A 12,433-nucleotide genomic window follows, 5' to 3' on the forward strand; every position below is an offset into this window, starting at 1 on the left:
GAGTTTTCACCGCCGGAGCAAACGCGGAGGAAATCGCCGGGAAACGCCGGGCCGTACCGTATGACCGCCCGGGAACGCCCCGCTTCGCCCCCTTGTGCCGAGCGGCGTGAGCGTCTTGGGTGGGACGAGTGATCCCGATCCGGGCCGCCGAAGAGCCTGGACCGGTGGCATGGTGGAATCTCAGGAGGATCCCGCAATGTCCGATTCGACACGTGGCTGTACCCGGCCACGCACGTCACTGTCCGAAGCCGAGGTCGAGGCTCTGGTCCGCGGCATCTGCTTCAAGACCGGCCCGCCGCGCCGCCTCGGCGTCGAGGTGGAATGGCTCGTCCACGAGCTGCGCGCACCGCAGCTCCCCGTCACCCCCGAACGACTCGAAGCGGCCTACGCAGCACTGCGGCCGCTCTCTCTGCGGTCGGCGCTCACCGTGGAACCCGGCGGTCAGCTGGAGCTGAGCTCGCCCCCCGCCGCCTCGCTGACGGAAGTCGTCAGCACCGTCTCCGCCGACCTCGACGCCGTCCGCGCGGTCCTGCGCCAGGACGGCCTCACCCTCGTCGGCCTCGGCCACGATCCCTGGCACGAACCCCGCCGCTTCCTGCGCGAACCTCGCTACGACGCCATGGAGGCATGCCTGGACCGCACGGGTCCCGCCGGCCGCGCCATGATGTGCGCCTCCGCCTCCGTGCAGGTGTGCCTGGACGCCGGTCACGAGGAGCCCGGGCCGCAGGGCCTGGTGCGCCGCTGGTGGCTGGCCCACCATCTGGGCGCCGTCCTGGTCGCCGCGTTCGCCAACTCCCCGCTCGCCGGGCACCGGTCGACGGGCTGGCTGTCCACCCGGCAGCTCGCGTGGACCCGGATCGACGCCGGCCGGGCGGGCGGACCGCGGCTGGACACCGACCCGCGGGGCGCCTGGGCCCGGCACGTGCTGGGCGCCCCCGTGATGTGCGTACGGCAGGACAGCGGGCCCTGGGAGGTTCCCGAAGGGCTCACCTTCCGGGACTGGATCCGCACGGGCGCGCACCGGCCGCCCACCCGGGAGGATCTCGACTACCACGTCACGACGCTGTTCCCGCCGGTCAGGCCGCGCGGGCACCTCGAACTGCGCATGATCGACGCACAGCCCGGCGACGACGGGTGGATCGTGCCGCTCGCCGTGACGGCGGCGCTCTTCGACGACCCGCAGGCCACCGAGACCGTCTACCGGGCCGTGAAGCCGCTGGCCGAGCGGACGCTGGGGCTGCCCGCGCCGCACAACCCGCTGTGGCTCGACGCTGCCCGCACCGGCCTGGCCGACGCGGAACTGCGCGAGGTGGCCGTCACCTGCTTCACGACCGCGCTGGACGCCCTGCCCCGGCTCGGCGCCTCCCCGGAGGTCATCGAGGCCGTCACGGCCTATCTGGACCGCTATGTCGTCCTGGGCCGCTGCCCCGCCGACGACCTGCTCGACCGACAGCGCGGCACGGACGGTCGCGCCCACGGGAAGGACTTCCGCCCATGACCGACACCGATCCCGCTGTCGACGCCGGGACCGTCGACCCCGAGGTGCTCCGTGAGCGGGCGGTCGCCTCACTCGTCGTGGCCCGCGACCGCACCACCCTGCTGACGAGCTGCGTGGAGGATCCCGACCTGACCGCCCAGCACTCCCCGCTGATGTCGCCGCTGGTCTGGGACCTCGCGCACATCGGCAACCAGGAGGAGCAGTGGCTGCTGCGGACCGTCGCCGGGCACGAGGCGATACGCCCGGAGATCGACGGTCTCTACGACGCCTTCGAGCACCCCCGCGCCGAGCGGCCGAAGCTGCCCCTGCTGTCACCGGCCGAGGCGCGGACGTACGCCGCCGAGGTGCGCGGCCGGGCGCTGGACGTGCTGGAGCGGGCCGCGTTCCACGGGACACGGCTGACGGAGGCCGGGTTCGCCTTCGGGATGATCGCACAGCACGAACAGCAGCACGACGAAACGATGCTGATCACCCATCAGCTGCGTACGGGCCCGCAGGCCCTGACGGCACCCGACCCGGCTCCGGTGCCGTTGTTCACCGGGCCGTCCGAAGTTCTCGTCCCGGGCGGTCCGTTCACGATGGGCACCTCCGGCGAACCATGGGCCCTGGACAACGAACGCCCCGCACACCGGCGTGAGGTGGCGCCCTTCCACATCGACACGACCCCGGTGACCAACGGTGCCTACCGGGCGTTCATCGAGGACGGCGGCTACCGCAACCCCAGGTGGTGGACGGCCGACGGCTGGGCGCACATCCAGAAGCACGGCATCGACGCCCCGCTGTTCTGGCGGCGCGACGGGAAGCAGTTCCTCAGGCGCCGCTTCGGCGTCACCGAGGTCGTCCCGCCCGACGAGCCGGTGCTCCACGTGTGCTGGTACGAGGCCGACGCCTACGCGCGCTGGGCGGGACGCCGGCTGCCCACGGAAGCCGAGTGGGAGAAGGCGGCCCGGCACGACCCGGCAGCCGGCCGCTCGATGCGCTACCCGTGGGGTGACGCCGACCCGGGACCCGAGCACGCCAACCTCGGCCAGCGGCACCTGCGTCCGGCGCCCGCCGGGAGCTACCCGGCCGGTGAGTCGCCGCTCGGCGTACGGCAGTTGATCGGTGACGTGTGGGAGTGGACGGCCAGCGACTTCCTGCCGTACCCGGGGTTCAAGTCGTTCCCGTACAAGGAGTACTCGGAGGTCTTCTTCGGGCCCGAGTACAAGGTGCTGCGCGGCGGTTCGTTCGCGGTGGACGCCGTGGCCTGCCGGGGAACCTTCCGCAACTGGGACTACCCGATCCGGCGCCAGATCTTCTCCGGCTTCCGCACGGCACGGTCGGAGGACGTCTGATGTGCCGTCACGTGGCTTATGTGGGGCCCGAGGAGCCGCTGGGCAGCCTCCTCGTGGACCCCCCGCACGGGCTGTACCGGCAGTCGTGGGCCCCCCGGCACCAGCGGTACGGGACGGTCAACGCCGACGGCTTCGGTGTCGGCTGGTACGCGCAGGGCGACCCGGTCCCGGCCCGCTACCGCCGGGCCGGACCGATCTGGGCCGACCTGTCGTTCGCCGATCTCGCCCGGGTCGTACGGTCCACCGCGCTGCTCGCCGCGGTGCGGGACGCGACCCTCTCGGGCGCGGACGCGGAGGCGGCCGCCGCCCCGTTCGCCGCGGGAACCTGGCTGTTCAGCCACAACGGTGCGGTGAAGGGCTGGCCCGGCTCGCTGGCCGCGGTGTCCCGGACGCTGCCGCACGAGGAGTTGCTGTCGCTGGAGGCCCGCAACGACTCGGCGCTCGTGTGGGCGCTGGTCCTGGCCCGGCTGCGAAGCGGTGACGAGGAGGGCCAGGCGATGGCCGACACGGTCCTGGAGGTCGCCGCCGCGGCCCCCGGTTCCCGGCTCAACCTCCTGCTCACCAACGGCGACACCATCACCGCGACCGCCTGGGGCGACGCCCTGTGGTACCTCACCCGGCCCGGCGGCGGCACCGTCGTGGCCTCCGAGCCCTACGACGACGATCCGCACTGGCGGGAGGTTCCCGACCGCACCCTGCTGGCGGCGAGCAGCACCGACGTGCTGCTCACGCCGCTGAAGGAGCCGGCCGACGTCGCCGTGTCCTCCCCATCGCCGAAGGAGCCCCGTACGTGAGCCCGTTCCACCTCACCCGCACCCTGCCGGAGGACGCCACGGGCGCCGCGCTGCGCGCCGACGTCCACCGGGGTCTGACCGGCCACCCCAAGACCCTGCCGCCGAAGTGGTTCTACGACGCGCACGGCAGCGACCTGTTCGAGAAGATAACGGAACTGCCCGAGTACTACCCCACCCGCGCCGAGCGGGAGATCCTCCTCGCGCGCTCCGGCGACATCGCCGCGGCGACCCGGGCGCGGACCCTGGTCGAGCTCGGCTCCGGCTCCTCGGAGAAGACGAGGCACCTGCTCGACGCCCTCACGGACCTGCGCACCTATGTCCCGGTCGACGTCAGCGGGAGCGCCCTCACCCAGGCCGGGCAGGCGCTCGCCGCCGAGCGGCCGGGGCTCGACGTGCACGCGCTGATCGCCGACTTCACGGCGGAACTCACCCTGCCGGACACGCCGGGACCCCGTCTGGTGGCGTTCCTCGGCGGCACGATCGGCAATCTGCTGCCCGCCGAGCGCGCCGCGTTCCTGGCCTCCGTACGCGCCCTGCTCGCCCCGGGCGACGCCCTGCTGCTGGGCACCGACCTGGTCAAGGACGAGGAGGTGCTGGTCCGGGCGTACGACGACGGGGCCGGGGTGACGGCCGCGTTCAACAAGAACGTCCTGACCGTGATCAACCGCGAGCTCGGCGCCGACTTCGAGCCCGCCGCGTTCGACCACGTGGCGTTGTGGGACGCCGGGCACGAGTGGATCGAGATGCGGCTGCGATCCCGTACGGCGCAGACGGTGAAGGTGCCGGCGCTCGACCTCGCCGTGGACTTCGCGGCGGGCGAGGAGATGCGCACCGAGGTGTCGGCGAAGTTCCGGCAGGAGGGTGTACGCGCCGAACTGTCCGCGGCGGGGCTGGACCTCGCCCACTGGTGGACGGACGGTGAGGGGCGGTTCGCGCTGTCGCTGAGCGTGGCGCGCTGACAGCGGTGAAACCGGGGGCGGCGGCGTGCGCGGGAGACGACGTCTCGCGCTTCGCCGCCGCTTGGGGCACGGTGGAGTGACGCATGGCGTACCCATCACTGGAAGAGGAGCAGCGGCATGTCGAACCACACCTACCGGGTCACGGAGATCGTCGGCACCTCCCCCGACGGCGTCGACGAGGCCATCCGCAACGGCATCGGCCGGGCCTCGCAGACGCTGCGCAACCTGGACTGGTTCGAGGTGACGCAGGTGCGCGGCCAGCTCGAGAACGGGCAGATCGCGCACTGGCAGGTGGGCCTCAAGGTGGGCTTCCGCCTCGACGATTCCGAGTAGGCGAGCGGCACCGGGGCGGGCGGTCTCGGGATCGTCCGTCCCGGTGACGCTCCCGCTCCGGCCGGGCCGGCTCCCGGCTCAGGTCCGCCCTTCCCTTTCCTGTGCCGCCTTCATCTCGGCGGAGCGGGTCACCCAGTCGGCCCGCACGACGGCGAAGCCCGCACGCCGGGCGTCCGCGCAGACCAGCTCGTCGTCGTCGACGAGGACACGGATCTCGCGGGTTCGGGCCAGGCGCCGCAGGATCTCCAGCTTGGTGAACCGGGCGGGCCGCCGGTCGGTGTCCCGCCGCATGTACACGCGCCCCTCGGGCAGCCCTTGGGCGGTGAGCCAGTCCAGCGTGTCCCGCCGACAGCGCTCGGGCCGCCCCGTGAGGTAGACGATCTCGCACTCCCGCGCGCTCTCCTCGACCAGCGCGATGCCCTCCGGGATCGGCGGGTCCTGCGGCGCCGCCGAGAAGAACCCGTCCCAGTCCTTCGGCCTGCGCTCCAGGAAGCTCTGCCGGTGCGAGGCGTCGGCGAGAGTGTTGTCCAGGTCGAACACGGCCAGCGGTGCCTTGCTGCGGTCGTCGCTCACGCTGCCCAGCGTAAGGGTCCTCGCGCTGTGAGCGCATTCGAGACAGGCCGATCCGGGAAATGGTCCGTGCCGTCCGGCGACCGGTCCTTTTCCCGCAGGCTGTCGCAGTAGGGGCAACCCGCCCCGGGGGCGTGAATGAGCCACGTACGCAGGGCCATTCATCCTCGCAGTTGATGGCTCAAGCACCGCACTGCCATACTCCGCTCTCAGCCTCGCCACCACCCGTGGCCGGGGCTGTCCGGGGACTCCACACAGAAACCCCCGAGGCCGTCCGCGTGAATCCGAACAGCGAGTTCTTCGGATTCACGAACCCCCCACGAGCCCGCACCCATCGCGCGTCCGGCATTGCTTCCCCCTGCCCGAGAACCGGACGCGTCCACCGACCCGACGGGGTCGAGTGCGGGGCACGATGCAGCGAAGAAGGTGCGCCTGTGCCCGAATTCTCACCGCGGCGGGATGACACACCCACATTCCCGCTTCCGCACATCGAACATACTCCGCCGTCTCGTATATCCGACCATCCCGAATTTCACTCCCTGCGTCGTGCGCAGCGCCGGTTCGGCCTGCGGGCGACGATCCTGTCCGTCGGCGGATTCCTGCTGTATGTGCTGCTGTCGAGTTTTGCGCCCGAGGTGATGAACCAGCCGCTGTTCGGCCGCCTCACGATCGGACTCACGCTCGGCCTCGGGCAGTTCGTCATCATGGGCGTGACAGCGTGGTGCCACGCCCGGCACATGCGGACCCGGGTGGATCCTCTCGCCCGCGGCCTGAGATGCCGGCTGCACGAGACGGAGAGCCGCCGCGCCCGGTCGGCGGCGTCCTCGCAGGGGGCCCGACAGCCGCTCCAGCACGGAACGAAGGGGTTCCGCACGTGGTGACCGCCGCCGCCATCGACGACCGCAGTCTGCAACTGACGTTCGTCCTGTTCCTCACCGTGGTCGTGATGACGCTCTTCATGGCTTTGCTGACGGCCCCCCAGCGCGACGAGATCAGCGAGTTCTACCTCGGCAACCGCGCCATGTCACCGCTGCGCAACGGTCTGGCCATGTGCGGCGACTACCTGTCCGCCGCCACCCTCCTCGGCAGCACCGGCCTCGTGGCGCTCACGGGGTACGACGGGCTGATGTACCTCGGCGGCACCACCGTGGCCTGGATGATGGTGCTGCTGCTGATCGCCGAACCCCTGCATCGCACGGGCAGGTTCACGCTCGGCGACACGGTGGCGCTGCGCCTGCCCCGGCGGCAGCGGCCGGTGCGGGTCGCCCTGGCGGTCTGCATCCTGGCCATCGCCACGCTCTATCTGGTGGCCCAACTCGTCGGCAGCGTGGCCCTGCTGACTCAGTTCACCGGTGTGCCCAGCGGCACCACCCGCACCCTGTGCGTGGTCGTGATCGGCACCTTCGTGATCCTGTACGCCTCGCTCGGCGGCATGCCCGGTGCGACGGTCATCCAGATCATCAAGGCCGTGATGCTGGTGGTGGGCGTGCTGTTCACCGCGGGCTGGGTGCTGTACCACTTCGACTGGAATCCCAACGCCCTGCTGGAGAGGGCGTCCGAGCGCAGCGGTTCGGGCCTGAGTTTCCTGGAACCCGGGCTGCGCTACGGCGGCACCGTCGGCAACAAGCTGGACTTCCTCAGTCTCGAACTGGCCATCGTCCTCGGCCTCGCCGCCCTCCCGCACGTGCTGATGCGGCTGCTCACCCCGCGCAACAGCGGCGTGCTGCGCTCCTCCGTGCTGTGGGCCGTCTCTCTGGTCGGCGCGGTCTGCTTCGGGGCCGGGATCATGGGCCTCGGCGCCACCGCGCTGCTCGGCCGGGACACCATCGAGAGCACGGACCGCACCGGCAACGCCTCCGTCCTGCTGCTCGCCCACGAGCTGGGCGGCAGTGTCCTCACCGCCCTGCTGACCTGCCTGGCGTATCTGACGCTGCTCGCCGTGGCGGTCGGTCTCACGCTGGCCGCGGCGTCCTCCCTCGCGCACGACCTGTACAGCGAGGTGATCCGCAAGGGCCGGGCGAGCGAGACGGAGGAGCTGACCGTCGCCCGGCTGTCCGGGGCGGTCATCGGCGTCCTCGGCATCCTGCTGGCCCTCGTTGCCTGGGGGGCGAACACCGCGACACTGGCCTTCCTGGCCTTCGCCATCGCGGCGTCCGCGATCCTGCCGACGATCATCTACACCCTGTTCTGGCGGCGCTTCAGCGCGAGGGGCGCCCTGCTCAGCCTCTACGGCGGCCTGCTCTGCTCGGTGCTGCTGGCCGTCTTCTCCCCCGTCGTCTCCTCGGCTCCGGGCTCGTTCTACCCGGAGGCCGACTTCGCCTGGTTCCCACTCCAGAACCCCGGCATCGTCTCCATCCCGGTGGGATTCCTGCTGGGCTGGCTCGGCACGGTGCTGGACAAGGGCCCGGCCGAAGAGGCGGCAGCGCACGAGCGGTTCGAGGTGCGGATGCTCGTGGGCGCGGACGACTGACACCTCCCTCCGGGACGACCGTGGCCGGGCGCCGGGGACGCGCATTGTTAATGGGATCCATTTTCATGTAGCGTCCTCGGTGCCCGCCCCACCGAGGAGGAGTCCCATGGCTGTCCCGAAGCGGAAGATGTCCCGCAGCAACACCCGTCACCGCCGCGCCCAGTGGAAGGCGGCCACGCCGGCGCTGGTGCCGGTCACCGTCGACGGCGTCCGTCACCTCGTACCGCAGAACCTGGTCAAGGCCTACGAGCGTGGGCTGCTACGCCCCGACGGCTGAGCACGCCGCCTCCGTGTAGAAGTGCGCGCGGACCCGGCGCAGCCACGCCTCGACCGACGCCTCGCCGGGCTCGTCCGGCAGCGCCGTCGGACCCGCGTCGAAGGCGGCCTCGTAGTGCCGGAGCAGGGGCAGCGCGGCCGACGGGTCGGCGGCGACCCGCTCGCCGAAGGCGTGGTACTCCTCCGGGTTCTCGAGCCGGATCGTCAACCGACCGGTGGTGTACAGCTCCAGCCCCTGCCCGCAAAGCCGCTTCAGGTGCCGGGCGTGCTTCGCGGTGCGCTTGCGGGTGTCCGCGGAGAAGGAACCGTCACCGCGTGACTCCAGCCGCCGGAACTGCTGGGTTGCGTAACCCAGGTAGGCGTCCCTGACCCGCTTGGCGCTCAGGAACGCCGTGCGGATGCCGATGAGTTCGTCGCCGAGCGGGGTGCGCACCTCGTACAGGTCGTCGGGGAGCCACACCAGCTCCATCGCGGTCGGGTTGCCGCCCAGGGCCAGCCGGCACCACTTGGCCGCCTCGTGCAGGGTGCGGTCCGGCGCCGTGCTGACGTGTGACTCCTTCGGCCGGCGCAGACCGTGGAGCTCCTCGGTGGGCGCGGCGAAGAGGCCGAGGCGGTCGATGTCCGAGCCCGGGCGGGCGAGACCGTAGGCGGTCGATCCGACGATGCCGCAGAGCAGGACGTTGGGGACGGTCACGGTCGGCCGCCTTTCGCTTCCGGGTACCGTGACATTGTCCTGACGTGCCCGGACACGGTCACCCGGTTTTCCGGGGGTCCCCCACCGCGGCGGTGGAATACCGACGGCCCCGCCCGGCGTAGAACCCGGTATGGAACCCGTGCGCCTGTCCGTCCTGGACCGCTCCCGAACCCGCGAGGGGCACACCCACCCCGAGGCGCTGCGCGACACCGTGCGGCTGGCGCAGGAGCTGGAGCGGCTGGGCTACCACCGGCTCTGGGTCTCGGAGCACCACGGCGTGCCCGGTGTCGCCGGTTCCGCGCCGACCGTCCTGGCCGCCGCAGTGGCGGGCGCGACCCGCACGATCCGGGTCGGCACCGGCGGGGTGATGCTTCCCAACCACCGGCCGCTGGTCGTGGCCGAGCAGTTCGGGGTACTGGAATCGCTGTTCCCCGGGCGGATCGACATGGGCCTGGGCCGGTCGGTCGGCTTCACCGACGGGGTGCGCAGGGCGCTGGGCCGCGACAAGGGCGACGCCGAGGACTTCGAGGCGCAGCTCGGGGAGCTGCTCGGCTGGTTCCGGGGCACTTCCCCCACCGGGGTCCACGCCCGGCCCGCGGAGGGCCTGAACGTGCCGCCGTTCGTCCTGGCGACGGGTGAGGGCGCCGGCATCGCCGCCCGCGCGGGCCTGCCCATGGTCATCGGCGACCTCAGGAACCGGGAGAGGATGCGGCGCGGCATCGACCTCTACCGCGACCGGTTCCGCCCCTCCCCCTGGGCCGCGGAGCCCTACGTCGTCATCTCCGGCACCATCGCCGTGGCCGGCACCCCCGACGAGGCCCGGAGGCTGCTGATCCCCGAGGCCTGGTCCATGGCGTATTCCCGCACCCACGGCACCTTCCCGCCCCTGCCTCCCGCCGAGCGCGTGAAGGCACGCACGATGACCGGCAAGGAGCGCGGCTTCTACGAGTCCGGACTGACCGGGCACATCGCCGGCACCGAGGAGCAGGTCGCGCACGAGCTGGAGACGGTGCTGAAGGAGACGGGCGCGCAGGAGGTACTCGTCACGACCAGCACGTACGACCGTGACGCCCTGCTGGACTCCTACCGGCGGCTGGCCGCGATCACCTCCGGTTAGAGTCGTCTGCCATGCACGACCGCGACCCCCATGACCCGTTCGTCCGTGTCCGCGGCGCCCGCGAGCACAACCTCCAGGGCATCGACGTCGACATCCCCCGGGACGTGGTGGCCGTGTTCACCGGCGTGTCCGGCTCGGGGAAGTCGTCGCTGGCGTTCGGCACGATCTACGCGGAGGCGCAGCGCCGCTACTTCGAATCGGTCGCGCCCTACGCGCGCCGGCTGATCCACCAGGTCGGCGCCCCGAAGGTCGGGGAGATCACCGGTCTGCCCCCGGCCGTCTCGCTCCAGCAGCGCCGCGCGGCGCCCACCTCGCGCTCCTCCGTCGGCACCGTCACCAACCTTTCCAACTCCCTGCGCATGCTGTTCTCCCGGGCCGGCACCTACCCGCCCGGCGCCGATCGGCTCGACTCCGACTCCTTCTCACCCAACACGGTGGTGGGAGCCTGCCCGCGGTGCCACGGGCTCGGGCGGGTGCACCGTACGAGCGAGGAACTGCTGGTCCCCGATCCGTCGCTGTCGATCCGCGAGGGCGCGATCGCCGCCTGGCCGGGCGCCTGGCAGGGCAAGAACCTGCGGGACATCCTCGACGCGCTCGGGTACGACGTGGACCGGCCGTGGCGGGAGCTGTCCCGCGGGGAGCGGGAGTGGATCCTGTTCACGGACGAGCAGCCGGTGGTCACCGTGCACCCGGTGCGGGAAGCCGACCGCATCCAGCGGCCGTACCAGGGCACCTACATGAGCGCCCACCGATATGTGATGAAGACGTTCGCGGACTCCAAGAGCCCGGCCCTGCGGGCGAAGGCCGAGCGGTTCCTCACCAGCGCGCCCTGCCCGGCGTGCGGCGGCAGCCGGCTGCGCCCCGAGGCCCTGGCGGTGACCTTCGGCGGCCGGACCATCTCCGAGCTGGCGGCCGTGCCGCTGGTGGACCTGGCCGCCGGTCTCGACGGGGATTCGGAGGCCGCCCGGGTCCTCACCGACGACCTGAGGTCGCGTATCGCGCCGGTCGTCGAGCTGGGGCTCGGCTACCTCAGCCTCGACCGCCCCGCTCCCACCCTCTCCGCGGGCGAACTCCAGCGCCTGCGCCTGGCCACCCAGCTGCGCTCCGGCCTGTTCGGTGTCGTCTACGTCCTCGACGAACCGTCGGCCGGACTGCACCCGGCGGACACCGAGGCGCTGCTCACGGTGCTGGAGCGGCTGAAGGCGTCCGGGAACTCGGTGTTCGTGGTGGAGCACCACCTGGACGTGGTGCGCGGCGCCGACTGGCTGGTGGACGTGGGTCCGGACGCGGGCGAGCACGGCGGGCGGGTGCTGCACAGCGGGCCGGTGGCCGAGCTGGCCGGTGTCGGGGAGTCGGCGACGGCCCGCTACCTGTTCGACCGCTCCCCCGTTCCGGCCCGGGACGTGCGCGAGGCGACCGGGTGGCTGAGGACCGGCCCGATCACCCGGCACAACCTGCGCGGCGTGATCGCGGAGTTCCCGCTCGGCGTGTTCACCGCGGTCACCGGCGTGTCCGGCTCCGGCAAGTCCACGCTCATCGGCGAGATCACGCGGGACACGGCCGGGGTGGGCCGGCTGGTCTCGGTCGACCAGAAGCCGATCGGCCGCACACCGCGCTCGAACCTCGCCACCTACACGGGACTCTTCGACGTCGTGCGCAAGGTGTTCGCGGCGACCGACGGGGCCCGTGAGCGCGGTTTCGGTGTCGGGCGGTTCTCCTTCAACGTGGCGGGAGGGCGCTGCGAGACCTGCCAGGGCGAGGGGTTCGTCAGCGTGGAGCTGCTGTTCCTGCCCAGCACGTACGCGCCCTGCCCGGACTGCGGCGGGGCCCGCTACAACCCGCGGACGCTGGAAGTGACGTACCGCGGGCGGAACATCGCGCAGGTGCTGGATCTGACGGTGGAGAGCGCGGCCGGGTTCTTCGCGGACACCCCGGCCGTGGCGCGCAGCCTCGGCGCCCTGCTCGACGTGGGTCTGGGCTACCTCCGCCTGGGGCAGCCCGCGACGGAGCTCTCCGGCGGGGAGGCGCAGCGCATCAAGCTGGCGAGCGAACTGCAGCGCGGCCGGCGCGGCCACACGCTCTACCTCCTCGACGAGCCCACGACCGGACTCCACCCGGCCGACGTGGACGTCCTGATGCGCCGGCTGCACGGTCTCGTCGACGCCGGGCACACCGTGATCGTCGTCGAGCACGACATGTCCGTCGTCGCGCGGGCGGACTGGGTGATCGACCTCGGCCCGGGCGGTGGCGACGCGGGCGGCCGGATCGTGGCGTCGGGACCGCCCCCGGACGTCGCGCGCTCGGCGACGAGCCGGACCGCGCCGTATCTGGCACGCACACTGTCCGGGGGCCGCTGAGGTCCCGGGGCGGGCAACCGGGTCCCGCCGA

12 protein-coding genes are annotated in these 12,433 nt (G+C 72.2%); 10 read left to right on the forward strand and 2 right to left on the reverse strand.

Annotated elements, in window-relative coordinates:
• The first annotated feature begins 196 nt into the window (after window positions 1–196).
• The 5 genes from egtA to ACIQHQ_RS20530 all read left to right on the forward strand — a co-directional run bounded on the left by egtA (window position 197) and on the right by ACIQHQ_RS20530 (window position 4,918).
• On the forward strand, window positions 197–1,498 hold the full coding sequence (gene egtA, locus ACIQHQ_RS20510; protein ID WP_402613313.1) for an ergothioneine biosynthesis glutamate--cysteine ligase EgtA: 1,302 nt from the start codon (window positions 197–199) through the stop codon (window positions 1,496–1,498).
• Window positions 1,495–2,832, forward strand: coding sequence for an ergothioneine biosynthesis protein EgtB (gene egtB / locus ACIQHQ_RS20515; protein ID WP_402613314.1), 1,338 nt, complete (start codon window positions 1,495–1,497; stop codon window positions 2,830–2,832). The genes egtA and egtB overlap by 4 nt, the downstream gene beginning before the upstream one ends.
• A complete protein-coding gene (egtC, locus tag ACIQHQ_RS20520) occupies window positions 2,832–3,626 on the forward strand; it encodes an ergothioneine biosynthesis protein EgtC (protein WP_402613315.1) in 795 nt (264 codons plus the stop codon). The genes egtB and egtC overlap by 1 nt, the downstream gene beginning before the upstream one ends.
• Window positions 3,623–4,585: an L-histidine N(alpha)-methyltransferase gene (gene egtD, locus ACIQHQ_RS20525; protein WP_402613316.1), complete on the forward strand. Its 963-nt coding sequence runs from the start codon at window positions 3,623–3,625 to the stop codon at window positions 4,583–4,585. The genes egtC and egtD overlap by 4 nt, the downstream gene beginning before the upstream one ends.
• 117 nt (window positions 4,586–4,702) lie before the next feature.
• A complete protein-coding gene (locus ACIQHQ_RS20530) occupies window positions 4,703–4,918 on the forward strand; it encodes a dodecin (protein ID WP_402613317.1) in 216 nt (71 codons plus the stop codon).
• A gap of 78 nt (window positions 4,919–4,996) precedes the next feature.
• On the opposite strand, the gene ACIQHQ_RS20535 is transcribed toward ACIQHQ_RS20530, so the two are convergent.
• Window positions 4,997–5,491, reverse strand: coding sequence for a hypothetical protein (locus tag ACIQHQ_RS20535; protein WP_402613318.1), 495 nt, complete (start codon window positions 5,489–5,491; stop codon window positions 4,997–4,999).
• Between the two features lie 431 nt (window positions 5,492–5,922).
• Between ACIQHQ_RS20535 and ACIQHQ_RS20540 the strand changes: the two genes are divergently transcribed.
• From ACIQHQ_RS20540 to rpmF, 3 genes are all read left to right on the forward strand, one after another.
• Window positions 5,923–6,369: a DUF485 domain-containing protein gene (locus ACIQHQ_RS20540; protein ID WP_402613319.1), complete on the forward strand. Its 447-nt coding sequence runs from the start codon at window positions 5,923–5,925 to the stop codon at window positions 6,367–6,369.
• Window positions 6,363–7,958, forward strand: a complete 1,596-nt coding sequence (locus ACIQHQ_RS20545; RefSeq protein ID WP_402613320.1) for a cation acetate symporter — start codon at window positions 6,363–6,365, stop codon at window positions 7,956–7,958. Before ACIQHQ_RS20540 ends, ACIQHQ_RS20545 begins: the two co-directional genes overlap by 7 nt.
• Window positions 7,959–8,064: 106 nt before the next feature.
• Window positions 8,065–8,235 (forward strand): 50S ribosomal protein L32, encoded by a 171-nt coding sequence (gene rpmF, locus ACIQHQ_RS20550; RefSeq protein WP_104786949.1) that lies wholly within the window; start codon window positions 8,065–8,067, stop codon window positions 8,233–8,235.
• Here the strand turns inward: rpmF and ACIQHQ_RS20555 are convergent.
• Entirely contained in the window at window positions 8,218–8,928 is a 711-nt protein-coding gene (locus tag ACIQHQ_RS20555) for a DNA polymerase beta superfamily protein (protein WP_402613321.1), read from the reverse strand. The genes rpmF and ACIQHQ_RS20555 overlap by 18 nt on opposite strands.
• 130 nt (window positions 8,929–9,058) lie before the next feature.
• Between ACIQHQ_RS20555 and ACIQHQ_RS20560 the strand changes: the two genes are divergently transcribed.
• Both ACIQHQ_RS20560 and ACIQHQ_RS20565 read left to right on the forward strand, forming a co-directional pair.
• Window positions 9,059–10,045 carry an LLM class flavin-dependent oxidoreductase gene (locus ACIQHQ_RS20560; protein WP_402613322.1) on the forward strand — a complete coding sequence of 329 codons (987 nt, stop codon included), beginning with the start codon at window positions 9,059–9,061 and terminating at the stop codon, window positions 10,043–10,045.
• 11 nt (window positions 10,046–10,056) lie between these two features.
• Entirely contained in the window at window positions 10,057–12,402 is a 2,346-nt protein-coding gene (locus ACIQHQ_RS20565) for an ATP-binding cassette domain-containing protein (protein WP_402613323.1), read from the forward strand.
• The last annotated feature ends 31 nt before the right edge of the window (window positions 12,403–12,433 follow it).

The organism is Streptomyces sp. NPDC092370 (genome assembly GCF_044755265.1).
Taxonomy (GTDB): Bacteria; Actinomycetota; Actinomycetes; order Streptomycetales; family Streptomycetaceae; genus Streptomyces.